Here is a 19,153-nt window from a genome sequence, read left to right on the forward strand (position 1 = left end):
GGCCCGTCGTCGGGCGTCCAGATCTTCTCCCATTGTTCCCTATCGGCAGCGATCGGTGTGCAAAGACCCGGCTAAGACCGTCATTACGATGCGGCTTTGATGGCCGGAACCCAGCAATCGACGGTGTGGTCGTCGACCATTCCGGTGGCTTGCATCAACGCGTAGGCCGTCGTCGGTCCGACGAATCGGAAGCCGCGGCGCTTCAATTCCTTGGCCATCGCGGTGGATTCCGGTGTCACAGCGGGCACGGCGGAAAGGTCGGCCGGTCTTGGCCGAGCCGGTGGTGCGAACGACCACAGCAATTCGCCGAGATCCACTCCGCCGTCGGAGAGGTCGGCTACCGCGCGCGCGTTGGCGATGGTGGCTTCGATCTTCGCGCGGTTGCGCACGATGCCGGCATCGGCCATCAACCGGTCGATGTCGCGCTTCGTGTAGCGGGCGACGCGCTCGGCGTCGAACTCGTGGAACGCGCGACGGAAGTTCTCCCGCTTGCGCAAGATGATCAGCCACGACAGGCCACTCTGGAAGGCTTCGAGACTGATCCGCTCGAACAGGGCCGCAGAATCCCGCAGCGGCTGCCCCCACTCGGTGTCATGGTAGTCGCGATATAGGACGAAATCGTCTGGGGCCAAACGACTTTGGTCGATCCAACCGCAGCGGGTGCGGCCGTCTTCGACAACGGTCACGAGTCTTCCTCGCCGTTGGGTAGCGCATGCGCCGGCCCCTCGGCGCGTTCATCGGCATCCTCTGTTTCATCGTCGAGGCCGTTGGCCGCACGCACCGCGGCGAGCTGACCCCGCAGCAGGTCGAGTTCCTGGCCGAGCCGGTCGAGTACCCAGTCGACCTCGCTGGTTTTGTAGCCGCGCAGGGTCTGGGTGAACTTGACGGCATCGACGTCGGAACCGGTGACACCCGACGCGGGCAGCACGGTGGCGGTGGTGGCGGCGGGCAGCGGCGGCAACGGCTCGCCACGACCGAACAACACGCTGCCGAGGCCGAACAGCACGACAGCCACCAGGATCAGCACAACCAGATACAGCAGAACCAAGGTCACGTATCGATACTGCCCGACGGGCCTGACAAACCGGTCGCCGGATCAGGCCGGTTTCGAGCGGGGACGGCGGCTGAGCGTGCGCAGCGTGAGCCGACTCAGCTTGGGCGCCCGGTTCGCCACCTGGACCAACGCCCGATCCGCCGGCTTCATCGTCGCGACCGGCGACGGGGTCAGCGCCGCCTGCTCGGGGGTGGCCTGGGCGGCAGGCCGCTGATCCTCGCGGCGGTCGGCGACCACGGAATGCACCGCCCATCTGCCGGGCACGCCCTTCAATTCGTGCTCGCCGCGCTCTTCGAATTCGACGCCCGAGCCGAACACCAGGTCCCGCACGGTCGCAGACACCAAGACCTCGCCCGGGCCGGCCAGTGCCATGATGCGAGACCCGATGTGGGCGGCGACGCCGCTGATGTCATCGTTGGTGACCTCGCATTCGCCCGCGTGCACGCCGGCCCGCACTTCGACACCTTCATCGCTGGCATGCCGCGAGATCGTCAGCGCGCACCGGACCGCGAGTGTCGGCCGATCGAAGGTGGCGAGTACGCCGTCGCCCATCGTCTTGATGAGCGTGCCGTCGTGACGTTCGACTGCATCCCGCACCGCGCCATGGTGCACGCCCAAAAGCGTCGACCACGTCTCGTCACCCATGGCCACCGCCCGCGCGGTTGAGCCCACGATATCGGTGTAGAGCACGGTGACGAGCTTGCGTGAGATGGGCCCGCGGGGTGCCCTGCCGCCGATGAACTCTTCGATACCGGCGAGGATGTCGTCGCCGTTGAAGAAGCACATGTGCTCGTCCCCCGGCAGTTCAAGCATCTTCGCGCCGGCGATCGCATCAGCGGCCCACCGCGCGCCCTCGATTGGCATGATGTCGTCGGTTCGGTGGATCACCAGCGTCGGCACGTCGACGGCGTCGGTTGCGCCCGTGACGTCGTAGTCCCAATACGAATTGATGATCACCCGCGCCATGCCGGGGCTCGCGCAGGCACGCTCCACATTCGGGGCCAACCTGCGATACACGGCGCTCTCTCGCGCATACGGGGACAGCGTGTGGAAAAAAGCACCGTCGCCCCAATGTTCGCTGCAATGGCGCATATTCGCCCACAGCCGATCAAATCGGGCCTCACTGCCTGGGAGGTAATCCTTTCCCGGCACGACCCGAGGCACACCACACATCGAAATCAGCGCCTCGACACGCTCAGGGTGCGTCGCGGCGAGCAGCATCGCCGGTGTGGCTGCCTCTGAATTCCCGATGACCACAGCGCGCTTGGAATCGGCGGCATCGAGCACCGCGAGAAAGTCGTCCGCGCGCTGTTGCACCGTCGGAACGCCCGCCACCGGATCGGAAAGGCCGGTGCCGGGCTTGTCGAAAAGCAGCAGGCGCCCCATAGACGACAACCGGCGAAGGAAGTCGGTCGCATACGGATCGGCCCACATGAGATCCAGGTGCGACACCAGACCCGCACCAAAGATGATGTCGACGGGACCATCACCGATCGCCTGGTAGGCGATGCAGATGTCCCCCCGACGGGCGTACTCGACGTCGACCGTCACGTCGCTACCGCCTGTGCTTCCCCCACATAAACGCTGATCCTCCGCCGCCGAGGCGGTCAGGTCAATTAGCCGCGTGGGCGCAGCGTGATCATCGGCGGGCGGTCGGCCAGCGATACCGACGAAGTCCGCGGCGTGTAGTCGTCGCCGTCGGCGAAGAACTGCGTCAGCGCGACGCCTGAGTCCGGCACGCCGCAGCGCGACAGCAGGGTGGCGATGACCTGGCGACTCATCGACGCGAGTTCGGTCAGCGGCCGGTTGCGATGGGTACGTACGCCCAAGTTGACCTGCGCGATCGCGTCCAGGCCGAGGCGGTCGTAGGTGTCGATCAACAGCCCGATCTCCACGCCGTAGCCAGGGGCGAACGGCACCGACGTCAGCAGCTCGCGAGTGCCCGCGTATTCACCGCCAAGGGGCTGCAGCAGGCAGCTCAACTCCGGCCGAAGCGACGCCAGCAGCGGGCGCGCGACAAGCTCGGTGACCCGGCCGCCGCCGTTGGCGTCCTCGCTGCCGCTCACCTTCAGCGGCCTGCGGTAGAAACCCTTGACCAGATGAACGCCGTCCGTGGTCAGCAGCGGGCCGAGCAGCTTGGGCACGAACATCGGGTCGGGGTCGATCAGATCGGAGTCGACGAACACGATGATGTCGCCGGTGGTAGCGGCCAGCGACCGCCACAGCACCTCACCCTTGCCGGGCTGCGGCTCGACTTCGGGCAGCGCGACCTCGCGGCTGACCACCCGCGCACCGGCCGCGACGGCCCTGATCTCGGTGTCGTCGGTGGAGCCGGAATCGAGCACTATCAGCTCGTCGACCAGCCCGCCCAGCAGCGGGGTGATGGTCTCGACGACGCTGCCGACGGTGTCTTCCTCGTTGAGGGCGGGCAGCACCACCGAGATGGTGCGTCCGCGCTTGGCGGCCACCAGTTCGTCGATGGTCCACGACGGCCGGTTCCAACTGTGGTCGGTCAACCATCTGCCGGTGACGACATCCGTTCCCGGCAGTTCTGGTGTGAGTGTCATGCCAGTCCCCTAACCGTGCGCGTGGGCGGACGCACGCCCTGAATCGACGCGACCATTTCCAGTACGCGCCGTGTGGGACCGACTTCGTGCACGCGGAACATGGCAGCCCCGTCCGCCGCGGCCAGCGCGGTCGCGGCCAGGGTGCCCTCCAGGCGTTCGGTCAGACCCACACCCAGAGTTTCCCCGACGAAATCCTTGTTGCTCAGCGCCATCAGGACCGGCCATCCAGTTTTTACAAGCTCTTTCACCTGGCGCAACAAACTAAGACCGTGATAAGTGTTCTTGCCGAAATCGTGGGTCGGGTCGATTAGCACGGCGTCTTTGGCCACCCCGGCGGCCACCGCGCGCTCGGCGGCAGCGGTCACCTCCGCGATCACGTCGTCGACGACGCCGCGTTCGGTGATGCCGTAGTTGACGCGGAACGGCCGGGTGCGTGGCGTCGCACCGCCGGTGTGCGAGCACACCAGGCCGGCGTTGAACTCCGCTGCGACCTCCGGCAGCGCCTGGTCGTGGCCGCCCCAAGTGTCGTTGATCAGGTCAGCACCTGCCGCGCAGGCCTGCTTTGCCACCTCGGAGCGCCAGGTGTCGACGCTGATCAGCTGGTTGGGGAAGGTGTCGCGCAGCCACTCTATGAACGGCACGACGCGGGCGATCTCCTCGTCGATCTCGACGGGCCCGCCTGGCCCTGCCTTGACGCCGCCCACATCGACGACGTCGGCGCCTTCTTCGATCACCCGGTGCGCCGCAGCCTTGGCCGCCTCGTCGGTGAACGTGGCGCCGCGGTCGTAGAACGAGTCCGGGGTGCGGTTGACGATCGCCATGATCAAGGCGCGATCGCCTGCCACCGGACGGCCCAGGAACGTCGACAACACGCCTTCCAGGCTACGGGCCTGTGATTTCGGCGCGCTCACCGTCGCTCAGCGTGGATTAGCGCACCGAAATCGCTAGTTCTTGGGCTTCTTTCCGTCGGCGACCTCTTTGGGGTATTCGTCGTAGAACTCGACGTAACCCTCGTCGCGGCCTGCCAGCACGTAGATCGGATCCTCGATCTTGTCGGCCTCTTCGTCGCCCTCGCCGGTGTTGCCGCCGTATCCCTCCTTGCGGAGGTCGACCTTCTGGCTCTTGAACGTCGACGTGTGCGCCAGTTCCTTGACGACGCGGACGAACAACGGCACCGCATAGCCGGGCAGCCGCTCGTAGGCCGCCTTCGCCAGCGCCTTGCCGTCGAACTCCTCGCCCTCCTTGAGCTGGATTGCCGCCATGCCCGCTTTCCCGCCTGCGCCCTCGACCTCGACGCCGAACACCGTCGCCTCCTCGACCTGCGGGTCGGTGGAGATCGCAGCCTCCACCTCGGTGGTGGCGACGTTCTCCCCCTTCCACCGGAACGTGTCGCCGAGCCGGTCGGTGAACGCCGCATGCCCGAAGCCCTGCGAGCGCATCAGATCGCCGGTGTTGAACCACACATCGCCCTCCTTGAAGGCGTTGCGCACCAGCTTCTTCTCGGACTCGTCCTTGTCGGTGTAGCCGTCGAACGGCTGGAAGCTGCTGACCTTCGACAGCAGCAGACCGGGTTCGCCATTGCGGACCTTCTTGACGCGGCCTTTGTCGTCGCGCACCGGATCGCCTGTCTCCGAGTCGTATTCGACGAACGCCACCGGCGTCGGGCAGATGCCTGTGGTCTTGTCGACGTTGAGCACGTTGACGAACGCCGTGTTGCCCTCACTGGCGGCGTAGAACTCACACACCCGGTCGATTCCGAACCGGTTGGTGAACTCGTCCCAAATCGCCGGGCGCAGACCGTTTCCCGCGATGACCCGAACCTTGTGCTTGCGGTCGGTGTCCTTCTCCGGCTGGTTGAGCAGATAGGCGCAGATCTCACCGATGTAGACGAACGCGGTCGCCTTGTAGCGGATGATGTCGTCCCAGAACTTCGACGCCGAGAACGACTTACCCAGCGCCAGCGTCGATCCGCCGTTGAGGACTGCCGACAGCGCGACCGTCAGCGCGTTGTTGTGGTAGAGCGGCAGACAGCAGTACAGGGTGTCGTTGCTGTTCAACCGCATTCCCAGGCCACCGAAACCCGCGAGCGCGCGCAGCCACCGATAGTGGGTCATCACACTGGCTTTCGGCATGCCGGTGGTGCCCGACGTGAAGATGTAGAACGCCTTGTCCTTGGCGAGGACGGCCGATGCCGTGGCCGGGTTCCCGGTCGGCGCCGTTTCGGCGAGACGGTCGAACTCGTCGAGTGTCACGAGACCTTCGGTGTCGGCGCCACATTCGTGAATCGGGTCGGCGAATTCGGGGTCGGCGACGATCACTTTGGCCGACAGCAGCCCCAGGCTGTGCTTGAGGACGTCACCGCGCTGGTGGTAATTCAGCATGCCGGAGATCGCGCCGCACTTGACCGCGGCAAGCATCAGAAGTACAGGTTCGGGCGAGTTGCGCAGCATGATGCCGACGACGTCGCCGTGGCCGACACCGCGGGCGGCCAGCACCGCGGCGTATCGGTTGGCCGTCTCGTTGGCCTCCCGGTAGGTGATGTCGCGGTCCTCGAACCGCAGAAACACCTTGTCGCCGTAGCGGGCGGCACGTTCCTGGAACACTCGGCCGATCGAGGTCTTGGCGGTGGGGCGGGCCCCGAAGCCGGTGACCACACCGCTCAAGATGGTCGGTAGGTCCATCAACAGACCCGGCACTTGGCTGGCGATGTCGAGCAGCCCGACGCTGCTGCGAGTCCCCGACTTCTGGTCGCTCATGGGCGATACGTCCCCTCCACTGTTTTGTTGTCGCACACCCTAGTGACCGTTGTCACCGGGTCGGCGCGCACGCCGCCATCGCAGCGCCCACGTCGTTCACCACAACCAGCCGATCCAGCGCACCTTCGGCGACATAACCGCTGTCGACCAGCCCGTGCAGCCAGGCCAGCAGCCCGTCGTAATGCCCGATCGGATCGAGCATGACCACCGGCTTGTCATGCATACCCAAATAGCCCGCTGTCCAGGCCTCGAAGAATTCCTCGAGGGTGCCGATGCCGCCGGGCAGCGCGATGAACGCGTCGGCGCGGTCCTCCATGATCTGCTTGCGTTCACGCATGGTGTCGGTGACGACGAGTTCGTCGGCCTCGGTGTCGGCCACCTCCCGGTGGACCAGCGCCTTCGGGATGACGCCGACGGTTCGGCCGCCGCGGGCGCGCGCCGCGCTCGCCAGCGCACCCATGGCCGAGACGTTGCCGCCGCCGGACACCAACGTCCAGCCGCGATCGGCGACCGCTTCTCCTACCTCGGCGGCCAAGGCCAACAGGTCGGGATGCGTCGGACCGGACGCGCAGTACACACAGACCGCCCATTGACGATCGGGTTCTTGGGACACGCGGACAACGCTAGCGATAGTCTCCGGCGGTGCCTGTTGAGTGGGTGACCACGCCGACCGAACCGGCACTGGAATCGATCGAGACGGGTCTTCGTGAGCAGGCCGGCGTGGTGCTCATCGGTTCCGCCGGTGTCGGCAAGACGTGGTTGGCCCGCGCGGCGGCAGACCGGTCGGCGTCGCAATTCGACCGCATCGACTGGATCATCGGCACGGCGCCCGCTGTCCCGTTCGCCGCGTTCAACCACCTGATCGACGTGCCCGACACGGGCAAGACGGCGGCCGTGCTGTCGGCGGCACGGCAGTCGCTGAGTGACGGCAGGCTGCTGATCGTCGACGATGCGCATCTGCTGGACAAGCTGTCCGCCGCGCTCGTCTACCAGTTGGCGGTCAGTGGCGCGGTGAAGCTGATCGTCACCGTCGCTCCGAATGGTGCTGTCGCTGACGAGGTCTCGGCCTTGTGGCGTGATGACCTGCTCGCGAGGGTAGACATCGAGCCCCCCGGACACGACGACAGCAGACAGGCCACGCTTGTCGAACAATTCGTCGCGGCGCTGCCGGAGCCGGCCCACCGGGTACTGGAGTATCTGGCCGTCGCCGACCCACTGGCGGTCGCGGACATCTCGGCGCTTGCAGGCGATCTCGACGCCGCGGAGGCGGCGGGCGCGATCGTCATCGAGGGAGAAGTCGTGCGGCCGGCGCATCCGCTGTTCGTCGACGCGGTTCGCGATGCGATGGGCGGACCCGAGCTGCGTCGCGTGCGCACCGAGGTGGTGAACGCGCTGACGCCATCGAGAGGTGTCGTTGATCGGCTGCGGTTCGCGATGCTTGCGCTCGACAGCGACAGCCCGCAGCCGGTCGCTGACCTGGCCGCTGCGGCCGAGGACGCGCTGCGGCTCGGTGACCTCGAGCTCAGCGAGCACCTGGGCCGCGAAGCGGTCGCCCGGTCTCCGGAGTTGTCGGTTCGGCTGACGTTGGCCTATGCGCTGGCCTGGCAGGGCAACGGCATGGACGCCGATGCCGTGCTGGCCGACGTGGACCCGGCGACGCTGTCGGAGACCGAGCTGATGGCGTGGGCGCTGCCCCGCGCGGCCAATCAGTTCTGGATGCTGAGCGAACCGGAGCGGGCGACCGCATTTCTGCAGACCACCCGGGGCCGGGTGTCGACGCCGGAGGCGCAGACGACTCTCGACGCGCTGTCGGCGACGTTCGCGATGAACGCGGGCAGTCCCAGCCGCGCCAAGCAGATCGCCGACGAGGTGCTGGCCTCGCCTGCCGCCGACGACACCGCAGTCGGATGGGCGGCGGCCGCAGCGGCTTTGAGCTCGGCGCGGATGGGCCGCTTCGGTGAGGTCGACGCGCTGGCCGAGCGCGCGATCGCCGCCGGACATCCGGGTCTGCTGCGGTTCACCAGCGGGTTCGGGCAGACGACGGCGTTGGTGATGGCCGGGGAACTGGATCGTGCGCAGGCACTGAGCCAGCAGCTCACCGACTTCGCGCAGATGCAGCAGCCGGGCCGCGCGATCGGTGAGGTGTTGGTGGCCGACGTGCTGATCGCCAAGGGCGAACTGGAGTCGGCGGTGTCGCTGCTGCGGGAGGCCGCTGCTGCCTTGGCGCCGACGGGGTATTCGTGGGGCCCGCTTGCGTGGATGTTGTTGGCGCAGGCGCTCGGTCAGCTCGGCGAGACCGTCGAGGCGGGAAAGATCTTGTCGCGGGCCGAGTCTCGACATGGCTTGAAGTCGATGTTGTTCGCGCCGGAGCTGGCGTTGGCGCGGGCGTGGACGTTGTTCGCCCGACGCGACGAGCACGGGGCGGTCGCGGCCGCGCGCGACGCTGCCAAAGCGGCCGAGCGCGGCGGCCAATGGGCGATCGCACTGCGGGCCCACTTCGACGCCGCGCGGCTCGGCGACCTGCGCGCGGCCGACGCCATCGCACGGATCACCGGCGAAATCGACTGTGTGCTAGGCGGTTTGGCGCTCGACTATGCCAGAGCGGTGACTGCACGCGACGCGGCGGCGCTCAACGAGATATCAGCCCGCCTGGACTCGATAGGGATGAAGCGCGCCGCCGCCGGGGCGGCAGCGCAGGCCGATCGCTGCTAGAGGTTGCGGCCGAGATCCTCACGGTGAGTTTGGTGCTCGGGCGACTTCACCGGCGCCGGGCCGTGTTCTGAGGGTCCGGCCGCGGCGTGGTCGTTGGTCTCGGCGCGGTGCAACGGTTCGCGTTCCTCGCGCTGAGGCTCGTGCTGGGTTGGTCGGTCGTCTTTGGCGTCGACGGCATCGTCGCGCGTCGGCGTTGGCCCGCCCGCACCCGCCGGGGTCGGCGGGGCCGCACCGCCGGCTACACCGCCGGCCCCGCCGCCCTCCTGACCGCCGAACGAGCCTCCGAAAGCGCCGCCGCCACCGGCTTTCGCACCCTGCATGGCCTGCTGCATCAGCTGCCCGAACATGCCGGTCTGACCGCCGAGCATCTGCCCGGGCGCGCCGGCCATCTGTCCCATCTGGCCGGCTTGCTGGCCGAGTTGCCCGAGCATGCCGACCACCTGGCCGACGGATTGCGAGCCCGCGTCGTCGGAACCTTGGTACGCCGCCTGCGCGACGCCGAGCTTGCCGGCGAACATGCCCTCTTTGGCCTGCAGCGTCGCGACATTCGCCGCCAGCGGGGCGGCCAGTGTCGGAAGCACGGCCGAGATCGTCGCGCTCAGCGCGTCCTGCCCGGCGGGGATCATCGGGATGTCGGGCAGCTCAACCGCCGCCGGATCCCAACTCAGGCCGTCTGGTTTTCGGAGCGGGTCAGTCATTTACCTCACCAATCATCGTCGACATCGTCCTCGGCAAGGTCGTATTCGAGCGGCGGGGGCATCGCCAAACTTGCTGCGGTGCCGCCACTTTCGCCGCGATGGCCCATCATGCCCATGCCGCCCATACCGCCCATACCGACACCGGCGGCCGCCGGGGCGACGCCGCCGGTGGCAGTGGTTCCCGCTGCCGCGCCCTCCTGCGGTGCTGTGCTCACCGACTTGGTGCCGACGAGATTGGCCATCTGCGGCGTCTGCAGCGGACTTCCGCCTGCACCGGGCAGCGACGCCGCCTTCGTCAGGCCCGACCCGCCGCCCGCACCGGAGCCACCTGCCAGCGGATGGTTGGAGAACGAGGAGAACGGCATGCCCGCGGCGCCAAGCGAATCGGCCTTACCGCCGGAGCCGAACATCGAGGTCAACTGTTGCAGCGGCTGCGCCAACTGTTGCAACTGCTGGCCCATCTGCTGAGGCACGGCCATGACCGCCTGCCCGAGTTGCATCGGGAGCTGAGTCGCCATCGATCCCATCTGGCTCATCATCTGCATCGCCTGCTGGGACCCGCCACCGGCTTGTTTCGCGGCCTCTTCAGTGGTGTCCTTGGCTTGCTTTTCCCCAGGCACGGACGGAGCGACGCCGGCGAGAGGAATGCTCGGGGGCACGCCGAGCGTGTTGGCCAGTTCGGTCGTGTGGGCGGTCATGTTGGCGATGTTCTGCGACAGCCCCATCTTGATGCGGCCCTGCACCAGCTCCTGAGTGTTGCTGAAGGGCATCGCCGAGAGCGCCTCGCATTCGTGCTGGACTTCTTGGGCGATCGCGTTGGCCAACATCTTCGCCTTGACGACGGTGGCTTCCATGGCGCGCAGCTTGCCCGCGACGGCTGCGGCGTGAGCGGCGTTGGCCTCGTGGCCGCCGATGATCGTCGTGGCCTCACCCGTGGCGGCCAGCGATCCTGCGCCCTCCCAGACGTCGGACAGCTTCATCAGCTGGCTCTGCTGCTGGGGCACGATCGAGCCGGTGATCTTGGCGGCCAGCGCCTCGAACTTTGCGGCCGCGGCGGCCAGCATGTCCTCGTCGACGTTCGGCCAGCCAGGACCCATCACCGTCTGCGACCCGTAGGGGCTCTGGTCGGGTGGGATCGGCATGACCACAAATTTACCGTGCCCGCGGTAGCTGCCGGTCCGCTAAATCGGCTCCAACCGGCCCTCCGAGAGCCGGAGCCGACGCTCGATTCCGATGTCGGCGAGAAACCGTTCGTCGTGACTGACGACAAGGAATGCACCTTCATAGGCGTTGAGCGCAGCCTCGAGCTGGGCGACGCTGGCGAGGTCCAGGTTGTTCGTCGGCTCGTCGAGCAGCAGTAACTGCGGCGCCGGCTCGGCATACAGCACGCAGGCCAACGTGGCACGCAGCCGTTCACCGCCCGACAGCGCCGCGACCGGCAAATGAATTCGACTGCCGGTGAACAGGAACTGAGCCAGCAGATGCATGCGGCGGGTGTGGGTCAGGCTTGGCGCGTACGCGGCCAGACTCTGCGCGACGGTGTCATTCGGGTCGAGCAGATCCAGCCGCTGCGAGAGGTACGCGACCCGGCCGTCGGCGCGCTGCACCGTACCCGCGTCCGGCTGGACGTCGCCGCTGATGACGCGCAGTAGCGTCGACTTGCCCGCGCCGTTGGCGCCCGTCAAGGCGATGCGTTCGGGGCCGCGGATGCTCAGCTCGATGCCGTTGTCGGCGAACAGCTTTCGGTCGCCACGGCAGAGGCGAATCCCCTCCGCGCGAAACACGGTGCGCCCCGCCGGCACATTGGTTCCCGGCAGATCGAGCACGATGGTGTCGTCGTCGCGAAGAGCGCGCTCGGCGTCGTCGAGCTGTGCCCGCGCCTGGTTCACCCGTTTCTCGTGTACGTCATCGGAGCGACCGGCCGACTCCTGGGCGCTGCGCTTCATCGCTCCCGCGACGATCTTCGGCAGGCCGGCGTCCTTGATGTTTCGGGCCGCGGTGCTCGATCGGCGGGCTGCGCGCTCGCGGGCCTCCTGCCGTTGACGCTTTTCGCGTTTCAGTTGCTGCTCGGCGTTGCGCAGGTTGGCCTCGGCGGCCTGTTGCGTCTCAGCGACGGTCTGCCGGTAGGAGGTGAAATTGCCTCCGTAGAACAACATTTCACCGCGATACAGCTCGGCGATGCGGTCCATCCGGTCGAGCAGCACACGGTCGTGGCTGACGAGCAGCAGAGCGCCCGCGTAGTCGTCGAGCGCGTCGTAGAGTCGGTGACGCGCATCGACGTCAAGGTTGTTGGTCGGCTCGTCGAGCAGCAACACCTCTGGCCGGTTGAGCAACTGTGCGGCCAGACCAAGAGAAACCACCTCACCCCCGGACAGCGACCCGAGCCGGCGGTCAAAGCCGATGTGGCCCAAGCCAAGACGATCGAGTTGGGCTCGCGTGCGCTCTTCGATGTCCCACTCGTCGCCAATGGTGGCGAAGACATCGTCGCCGGCGTCGCCCGCCTCCAACGCCTCTAGCGCATCCAGGATCTCGGCCACACCGAGCACGTCGGCCACGCTTCGGTCCGCGACGAACGGCAGCGTCTGTGGCAGGTATCCGATGGCACCGTCGACGGTGATCGTGCCTGCGGTGGGGCGGTATTCGCCGGCAATCAGCTTGAGCAGCGTGCTCTTTCCCGCGCCGTTGGGTGCGACGAGCCCGGTGCGGCCGTCGCCGATGGTGAACGACAGGTCGGTGAACAGCGGCGTTTCATCGGGCCACGAAAATGACAGATTCGAACAGGTAATAGACATGCGAGAGAGCTCTCGTGGATAGACGACTGGGAACGAAGTCCGGGTCTCACCGCATGTGATCCAGGGTAGCCACCCCGTCAAGCGGTTAAGTATCTGCGCAACATGTCGGTGGCCGCGGTGATCGCGGCCACCTCGACGCGCTCGTCGGCGCGGTGCGCAAGGTTGGGATCGCCCGGTCCGTAGTTGACTGCCGGAATGCCAAGCGCTGCAAAGCGTGCGACGTCGGTCCAGCCGTACTTGGCGCGCACCTGGCCGCCTGCCGCGTCGACGAGTGCGGCGGCCGCGGGTTTCGTCAGCCCGGGAAGTGCGCCTGCGGCGGAGTCGGTCATTTCGATCTCCACATCGAGCCCGTCGAGAACTTCGTGAACGTGCCGCAGCGCCTGCTCGACGCTGCGGTCGGGGGCGAAGCGGAAGTTCACGGTCACCGATGCCGCGTCGGGGATGACGTTGCCTGCGATGCCGCCGTCGATCCGCACCGCTGACAGCCCCTCGCGGTAGACGCACCCGTCGATGTCGACGTCGCGGGCCTGATAGGCCTTCAAGCGGGCCAACACGTCGCCGAGTTTGTGAATCGCGTTGTCGCCCAACCAGGATCGCGCGGAATGGGCCCGGGTGCCCGCGGCGCGGACGACCACCCGCAGCGTGCCCTGGCAGCCGGCTTCGATGAAGCCGCCCGACGGCTCGCCGAGAATCGCGACGTCGGCGTGCAGCCAGTCGGGCAGCTCACGTTCGATACGACCGAGACCGTTGGCGGCCGACTCGATCTCCTCGCAGTCGTACATCACCAGCGTGATGTCGTGTGCGGGGTCGGCGACGGTCGCGGCCAGGTGAAGGAACACCGCGTCGCCGGACTTCATGTCCGAGGTGCCGCAGCCGTGCAGCTCGCCGCCGGCAAGCCTGCTTGGCAGGTTGTCCGCGGCAGGCACGGTGTCGGTGTGGCCGGCGAGCAGCACCCGCGACGGCAACCCCAGGTTCGTGCGGGCCAGCACGGCGTCACCGTTGCGGATGACCTCGAAGTTCTCGGTTTGCTCGCGCAGCGCGGCCTCGATCTCGTCGGCGATGCGCCGTTCCTGCCGCGATTCGCTGGGAATGTCGACCAGCGCCGCGGTCAGGGCGATCGGATCGCCGCGTAAGTCCAGGCCCACACCGCTTGAGGTTAGTCGAGTACGGTTTTGGACCGTGACATCTGCAGCAGGCGTCGGCCTGGCGACCATCGCCGCCGACGGATCCGTCCTCGACACCTGGTTCCCTTCGCCCGAACTCGGCGGCGACGGCCCCACGGGCACCGTGCGACTGTCAGTCGCCGAAGTGCCGCCCGAGCTGGCGGAGTTGACCGGCCGCGACGACGACCGTGACGTCGAGACGGTCGCGGTGCGCACCACGATCGCGTCGCTGGACGACAAGGCCACCGACGCGTATGACGCCTACCTGCGGTTGCATCTGCTTTCGCATCGGCTGGTCGCACCACACGGGCTGAACGCCGACGGTTTCTTCGGCGTGCTCACCAACGTCGTATGGACCAACTACGGCCCGTGTGCGGTGGCGGGCTTCGAAGTGGTGCGGGCGCGCCTGCGTCGTCGGGGACCGGTCACCGTCTACGGCATCGACAAGTTCCCGCGAATGGTCGATTACGTGGTGCCCGCCGGCGTGCGGATCGCCGACGCCGACCGCGTGCGACTGGGTGCGCACCTGGCGTCCGGCACGACGGTCATGCATGAGGGCTTCGTCAACTTCAACGCCGGCACGCTGGGCAGCTCGATGGTCGAGGGCCGTATTTCGGGGGGCGTGGTCGTGGGCGACGGCTCCGACGTCGGCGGCGGCGCGTCGATCATGGGCACGCTGTCCGGCGGCGGCACCGAGGTCATCTCGGTCGGCAAGCGCTGCCTGCTCGGCGCCAACGCCGGGCTGGGCATATCGCTGGGCGACGACTGCGTCGTCGAGGCCGGGCTTTATGTGACCGCCGGGACCAAGGTGATCACCGGCGACGGTGAGACCGTCAAGGCCCGCGAGCTGTCCGGCGCCAGCAATCTGCTGTTCCGGCGCAATTCGCTGTCCGGTGCGGTCGAGGTCGTCAGGCGCGACGGTACCGGCATCACGCTCAACGAAGCCCTGCACCAGAACTAACCACCCGAACTCCCGCTAACTACCGCGAGCGTGCGTGTCTGCACAACGACACGCCGCAATTTGCGTGCATTTTGCGCACGTTCGTCGCGCGCCGAGCGTGCGATGACGGCGTAAGTTGCGATCATGAACCAGCCGACGGTCGCATTGTTTCCGGAACCCGGCGCGTGGGGGCCGACGAACAACCTCGTCGCTCTCGGAAATCACCTGCGGGAGCGGGGCATCCGGACGGTCTTCGTCGTAGAGGAGTCATTCGACGGTGAGCTCAGCAAGCGTGGCTTCGAAGAGCGGCTGATGCGGATGGCTCCCCCGCTGCCGGAGGGCTCGGAGATTGTCGGCGGAGGGTGGGCGGAGTTCGTTCGCGAGACGTCACCGCAGTTTCGCAGGCCGACGATCGAACAACTGGAGACCGTCACGGCGCCCATCTGGGCCGAATTCGTCGACGGCGCCGAGTATTCACACGACAGACTCACCGAGATCTGGGCCGAACTGAGGCCGAATGCGATCGTGCACGACTGCGTGGCCAGTTTCCCGTCGGTGTCGTTGGCCGGCTGCCCGTGGATTCGTGTGGTATCGGCCAACCCGCTCGAGATCACCGACCCCGACATCCCGCCGGTGTTCTCCGGCTACTCCTCACGCGACCGCAGCGGGTGGGACGAATTCCGGGTCGAGTACCGCAGGCTGACCGATCCGCTTGTCGAACGGGCGTCGGCGTTTCATCAGCAGTGCGGCGCACCACCGTTGCCCGACGGCGAATTCCAGTACCAGTCACCGTATCTCAACCTCTACATGTATCCGGCCGAACTCGATTATCAGCGGTCACGCCCGCTGGGATCCACGTGGCACCGCATCGACACCTCGACCCGCAACTCCGATGGCGCCTTCGACGTATCCGAAAAGGTAGGCAATGACGGCAAGCTCGTTTACCTGTCGCTGGGCAGCCTCGGCTGCATGGATGTGCCGTTGATGCAACGGGTGATCGATTCGCTCGACCGGACGCCGCACCGGGTGATCGTCTCGATGGGCCCGCTGCATGACCAGCTCAGGCTCGGCGACCGGATGTGGGGTGAGCAATTCGTCCCACAGACCGCGATCGTGCCGCAGTGTGACGTGATGATCACCCACGGCGGCAACAACACTGTCGGCGAGGCGTTCACGTTCGGGGTCCCGACGATTGTGCTGCCGCTGTTCTGGGATCAATACGACAATGCACAGCGAATCGACGAATGCGGTTACGGCGTACGGCTTTCCACGTACGAGTTCACCGATGGCGAGCTACATGACACGATTGACCGACTCAGCGGCGATCGGCAATTGGCGGCGCGCCTGGCTGCGGCGGCCAAGCGGTTGAAGGGTTCACCGGGCCGGGTGCGCGCCGCGGACCTGATCGAAAACGTAGTCCGCGGTTAATCGCGTTGCCGCTCAAACCATTCCGCTAACCCTACCGGCGTGGTGATGCGATCCAACGCGAGGGCGACGGCACCGTGAAGGGGACCGTCCTCGCCGTGCTCCGCATCGCGCACCGGCGGCGGAGAGCTCTTGCGGAAGGCCATCAGTCCGTCGCGGTACGCGTCATCGAAGGCTTGCGGCGCGGCCGCTCGCAGCATCGCCGCAACGCCACCCAGGGTGACGACCTCAGGGTCGTGCACATTGACGAACGCACCGATACCCGCGCCCAGTGATGCCGCGACGGCTTCAAAAGCCTTCTGGGTCTTCTTGTCTCGAGTGGGCCGGCCGACCACGTCATGTACGTACACGACCGCATCATCGGGTGGCGCATCGCCGAGGTACCTGGCAAGGGCGCGCCCGTCGACGGTGAGATCCCAGCAGCCGCGGGCGCCGCACGGACAGACGAGCGCGTGATCTCCGAACGGCACGTGGCCGTATTCACCCGCTGCGCCGTGAAGGCCGGTGAGCGGCTCGCCATTGACCACCAGCGTGCCGCCGATACCTTCGGCGACCATCAAATACAGCGTGGTCGCGGCCGAACGGGCTGCGCCAGTGCGGGCTTCGGCCAATCCCGCCAGCGTGGCGTCGTTACCCAGGAGCAGGTGGATGCCGGCGCGCTCGGGGATCTTTTTGGTCAGCACCGAAACGTCGACGTCATTCCAGCCTCGCGGGGTGAACTGACCCAGCCTGGCTCCGCTGATGGGGCCTGCGGCCGACACCGCTATTGCTCTCAGCCGCTTTGACTTCCGCCGGTAGAACGCCGCGATCTCCCTTGCGATAGGCGTGAGCACGTCGTCAGAATTCCCGCTCACATAGCCGGCCTGGCCGACGACCTGTGGCACGCCGTCAAGACCCGCAACAGCCAGCCGCCAATCGGCGGCGCGCAGATCGACCGCGAGGACCAGCGGACCATCGGCATGCGGGCCCAGCACCGTCGTAGGTCTGCCGCGGCCCCGCGCGGGGGCGGGACTTTCGTCGAGCAGTCGAGCTTGCCGCATCCGCGCAAGCAACTCGGTGGCACCGCCGCTCCCAATGCCGAGGCGCTGCGCAGCAGCAGCTCGTGTGATGCCCGGCTCGGACCGCACCACCCCGATGAGTTGAGCGGCGCTCAACCAGCGCGCATGTGCGGCTTGCCGCTGCTCGTGTGCCATCGCCGGTAGTATCCCACTTGAATATGCTCGGACGCCGAGTATATTCGGGAACATGACCCTGGCAGTCGAGCGCGTTCCGGCACGTGGCCTTCGCGACAGCCTGCCCGGGCTGCTGTCGCTCGCATTGGCGTCGTTCCTGGCAGTGACGACCGAGGTATCGATGGTGGGCCTGTTACCCGACGTCGGCGCCAGTTTCAGGGTGTCCGATTCCGTCACGGGCCTGCTGGTGAGCCTGTACGCGGTGATGGTCGCGACGCTCGCGGTGCCGTTGACCCTGGCCACCTCCCGGTTCGGCCGCAAGCCACTGCTGCTGACGACGGTACTCGGCTACGCGCTGAGCAACGCGCTCGTCGCCGTCGCGCCGGAATTCACCGTTGTCGCAGTCGGGCGCGCGGTCGGCGGCATGACCCACGCGCTGTTCTTCTCGTTGATGATCGGATACGCACCGCGATTGGTTTCGCGCGGACACGTCGGCCGCGCACTCGCGTTGGCGGGCGGCGGCGCGTCGGCGGGCATGGTGCTGGGCGTGCCGTTGACGACATCGGTCGGTACCGCGGCGGGTTGGCGGGTGTCCTTCGGCCTGTTGGCTGCGCTATCGATCGTGACGTTCGTGCTCGTGACTAGATTGCTGCCGAGCGTGACTCACGAGCCGGGCTCTGGTGGTTCCATCCGGGCGGGTCGCCGCGCACTCACGGCGGTCTCCGTGTCCAATATGTTCTCGTTCCTCGGGCAGTTCACGGTGTACACCTTCGTCAGCGTGCTGTTGCTGTCCAGCGGCGTCAGTCCTGCGTTCGTCGGCCCAATTCTGTTGGCGTGCGGTGCATGTGGGCTGATCTCGCTGTGGTGGGTAGGCAGACATCTCGACCGCAGCCCCAGGCGAGCCGCCGTGATCGTGCTGACGATAGTGATCGGCGCCGTCGTCGTCCTCGGCGGCACATGGCCGTCTCTGGTCGCGGTGATCGTCGCGACGGCCGTCTGGAACGGTGCGTTCGGTGGGTTGCCCTCGATCTACCAGGCGTGTGCGGTGCGCACGCACGCGGTGTCGCCGGAGTTGGCGGGCGCCTGGGTGAATGCGACGGCCAACGCGGGTATCGCAGGCGGGTCGGCCATCGGCGCGGGTCTGCTGCAAGTAGCCGGGCTGTCGTCGTTGCCATGGGCCGGTGCAGCGCTGATCGGTGTCGGCCTGGCGATAGTCATGCTGTCTCGCAAGGCATTTCCCGCTAGGGCTTAACCTGCCGCGTTGGGCCGCAACGGCGGACAGTTGCCCTGCGGGTCGACCGCAAGCTCGAAGTGCCACAGTTCGTTGGCGTAGATCTGGCACAGGCCGAACTGGGCGCCATAGCGGATCAGCCATTTGTCGGCGTCGACGGGAGCGATGTCAACCGCTTGACCCACAACATGTTTCGACACTTCAGGCGATGCGACGAACTGTCTTGCGATGTCGACGCTGCCGTAGCTACGCACGGCGTCGTCGAACAGTCGCTGTTGGAAGCCGACCGAGCGCCAACCCGAATTGATTCGTAGGTCGATGCCCTGCTGCTTGGCGGCGTTCGCTGCGTCCTGAACCGCCTTGAGCAGAGCCGGGTCGAGTTGCGCCACCGCCGGATTCGACAGGTCGAATGGGCTCAGAGTCTGGCCGTCGGGAATCCATCCGCCGTAGGTGTCGGTGGCCGCGGGACCGATGGTCAGCGGTACCGGAGCAGGGGTCGGTTCGGTGGTGGACACGGGCTCGAGGGAGACGACTGTGGCGCAGCCGCTGATGAGCAACGCTGTCGCGCTCAACAACCGACGAGCGTGCGCAGCATGCACGCGAAATGCGGCGTGTCGGCGTGCAGACGCGCACACTCGCGGTA

At 67.1% G+C, this 19,153-nt stretch carries 17 protein-coding genes; 4 read left to right on the forward strand and 13 right to left on the reverse strand.

Translation table 11 applies throughout. The features are described 5' to 3' along the window. Positions 1–83 precede the first annotated feature (83 nt). From J3E61_RS00935 to J3E61_RS00965, 7 genes are all read right to left on the reverse strand, one after another. A complete protein-coding gene (locus J3E61_RS00935; RefSeq protein ID WP_192726998.1) occupies positions 84–647 on the reverse strand; it encodes a DNA-3-methyladenine glycosylase I in 564 nt (187 codons plus the stop codon). A gap of 35 nt (positions 648–682) precedes the next feature. Beyond that, positions 683–1,054, reverse strand: coding sequence for a DivIVA domain-containing protein (locus tag J3E61_RS00940; RefSeq protein ID WP_192726679.1), 372 nt, complete (start codon positions 1,052–1,054; stop codon positions 683–685). Positions 1,055–1,096: 42 nt separating this feature from the next. Further along, on the reverse strand, positions 1,097–2,605 hold the full coding sequence (locus tag J3E61_RS00945) for an adenylate/guanylate cyclase domain-containing protein (protein WP_210082273.1): 1,509 nt from the start codon (positions 2,603–2,605) through the stop codon (positions 1,097–1,099). Positions 2,606–2,670: 65 nt separating this feature from the next. Next, positions 2,671–3,621, reverse strand: coding sequence for a glucosyl-3-phosphoglycerate synthase (locus J3E61_RS00950; protein ID WP_192726681.1), 951 nt, complete (start codon positions 3,619–3,621; stop codon positions 2,671–2,673). Beyond that, positions 3,618–4,493, reverse strand: a complete 876-nt coding sequence (gene folP, locus J3E61_RS00955) for a dihydropteroate synthase (RefSeq protein ID WP_192726999.1) — start codon at positions 4,491–4,493, stop codon at positions 3,618–3,620. The genes J3E61_RS00950 and folP overlap by 4 nt, the downstream gene beginning before the upstream one ends. A gap of 72 nt (positions 4,494–4,565) precedes the next feature. Continuing rightward, positions 4,566–6,377, reverse strand: coding sequence for a long-chain-acyl-CoA synthetase FadD6 (gene fadD6 / locus J3E61_RS00960; protein ID WP_210082274.1), 1,812 nt, complete (start codon positions 6,375–6,377; stop codon positions 4,566–4,568). A gap of 52 nt (positions 6,378–6,429) precedes the next feature. Beyond that, positions 6,430–6,990 (reverse strand): TIGR00730 family Rossman fold protein, encoded by a 561-nt coding sequence (locus J3E61_RS00965; RefSeq protein ID WP_192726683.1) that lies wholly within the window; start codon positions 6,988–6,990, stop codon positions 6,430–6,432. 29 nt (positions 6,991–7,019) lie between these two features. On the opposite strand from J3E61_RS00965, the gene J3E61_RS00970 reads away from it, so the two are divergent. After that, positions 7,020–9,089, forward strand: coding sequence for an AAA family ATPase (locus J3E61_RS00970; RefSeq protein WP_210082275.1), 2,070 nt, complete (start codon positions 7,020–7,022; stop codon positions 9,087–9,089). Here J3E61_RS00970 and J3E61_RS00975 read toward each other — a convergent pair. From J3E61_RS00975 to J3E61_RS00990, 4 genes are all read right to left on the reverse strand, one after another. Then, positions 9,086–9,787, reverse strand: coding sequence for a hypothetical protein (locus J3E61_RS00975; RefSeq protein ID WP_210082276.1), 702 nt, complete (start codon positions 9,785–9,787; stop codon positions 9,086–9,088). The genes J3E61_RS00970 and J3E61_RS00975 overlap by 4 nt on opposite strands. Before the next feature lie 5 nt (positions 9,788–9,792). Next, positions 9,793–10,929, reverse strand: a complete 1,137-nt coding sequence (locus tag J3E61_RS00980; RefSeq protein ID WP_210082277.1) for a hypothetical protein — start codon at positions 10,927–10,929, stop codon at positions 9,793–9,795. Between the two features lie 39 nt (positions 10,930–10,968). After that, positions 10,969–12,579 (reverse strand): ABC-F family ATP-binding cassette domain-containing protein, encoded by a 1,611-nt coding sequence (locus J3E61_RS00985; RefSeq protein ID WP_210082278.1) that lies wholly within the window; start codon positions 12,577–12,579, stop codon positions 10,969–10,971. A 77-nt stretch (positions 12,580–12,656) separates the two neighbouring features. Then, positions 12,657–13,724 carry a succinyl-diaminopimelate desuccinylase gene (locus tag J3E61_RS00990; protein WP_210082279.1) on the reverse strand — a complete coding sequence of 356 codons (1,068 nt, stop codon included), beginning with the start codon at positions 13,722–13,724 and terminating at the stop codon, positions 12,657–12,659. A 34-nt stretch (positions 13,725–13,758) separates the two neighbouring features. Here J3E61_RS00990 and dapD point away from each other — a divergent pair, with 34 nt between their 5' ends. Together dapD and J3E61_RS01000 are read left to right on the forward strand one after the other, a co-directional pair. After that, a complete protein-coding gene (gene dapD / locus J3E61_RS00995) occupies positions 13,759–14,703 on the forward strand; it encodes a 2,3,4,5-tetrahydropyridine-2,6-dicarboxylate N-succinyltransferase (RefSeq protein WP_192726689.1) in 945 nt (314 codons plus the stop codon). Positions 14,704–14,826: 123 nt separating this feature from the next. Beyond that, complete coding sequence (locus J3E61_RS01000; protein WP_210082280.1) at positions 14,827–16,110, forward strand: glycosyl transferase; 1,284 nt, start codon at positions 14,827–14,829, stop codon at positions 16,108–16,110. Here J3E61_RS01000 and J3E61_RS01005 read toward each other — a convergent pair. Further along, positions 16,107–17,300, reverse strand: coding sequence for an ROK family transcriptional regulator (locus J3E61_RS01005; protein ID WP_210082281.1), 1,194 nt, complete (start codon positions 17,298–17,300; stop codon positions 16,107–16,109). The genes J3E61_RS01000 and J3E61_RS01005 overlap by 4 nt on opposite strands. 52 nt (positions 17,301–17,352) lie before the next feature. Between J3E61_RS01005 and J3E61_RS01010 the strand changes: the two genes are divergently transcribed. Continuing rightward, the gene (locus J3E61_RS01010) at positions 17,353–18,531 is read left to right on the forward strand and encodes an MFS transporter (protein ID WP_210082282.1); all 1,179 of its coding nucleotides are present in this window, start codon (positions 17,353–17,355) and stop codon (positions 18,529–18,531) included. Here J3E61_RS01010 and J3E61_RS01015 read toward each other — a convergent pair. Beyond that, positions 18,528–19,085 carry a M15 family metallopeptidase gene (locus J3E61_RS01015; RefSeq protein ID WP_210082283.1) on the reverse strand — a complete coding sequence of 186 codons (558 nt, stop codon included), beginning with the start codon at positions 19,083–19,085 and terminating at the stop codon, positions 18,528–18,530. The two genes, J3E61_RS01010 and J3E61_RS01015, sit on opposite strands and share 4 nt — an antisense overlap. Positions 19,086–19,153 lie beyond the last annotated feature (68 nt).

The sequence above is a fragment of the Mycobacterium sp. OAE908 genome (assembly GCF_017872775.1).
Lineage (GTDB): Bacteria > Actinomycetota > Actinomycetes > Mycobacteriales > Mycobacteriaceae > Mycobacterium.

Bases quoted from the DNA above. Each gene is read 5' to 3' on its own strand.
- J3E61_RS00950 (WP_192726681.1), bottom strand. From the start codon at position 3,621: ATGACACTCACACCAGAACTGCCGGGAACGGATGTCGTCACCGGCAGA.
- fadD6 (WP_210082274.1), bottom strand. From the start codon at position 6,377: ATGAGCGACCAGAAGTCGGGGACTCGCAGCAGCGTCGGGCTGCTCGAC.
- J3E61_RS00975 (WP_210082276.1), bottom strand. From the start codon at position 9,787: ATGACTGACCCGCTCCGAAAACCAGACGGCCTGAGTTGGGATCCGGCG.
- J3E61_RS00980 (WP_210082277.1), bottom strand. From the start codon at position 10,929: ATGCCGATCCCACCCGACCAGAGCCCCTACGGGTCGCAGACGGTGATG.
- J3E61_RS00985 (WP_210082278.1), bottom strand. From the start codon at position 12,579: ATGTCTATTACCTGTTCGAATCTGTCATTTTCGTGGCCCGATGAAACG.
- J3E61_RS01000 (WP_210082280.1), top strand. From the start codon at position 14,827: ATGAACCAGCCGACGGTCGCATTGTTTCCGGAACCCGGCGCGTGGGGG.
- J3E61_RS01005 (WP_210082281.1), bottom strand. From the start codon at position 17,300: ATGGCACACGAGCAGCGGCAAGCCGCACATGCGCGCTGGTTGAGCGCC.
- J3E61_RS01010 (WP_210082282.1), top strand. From the start codon at position 17,353: ATGACCCTGGCAGTCGAGCGCGTTCCGGCACGTGGCCTTCGCGACAGC.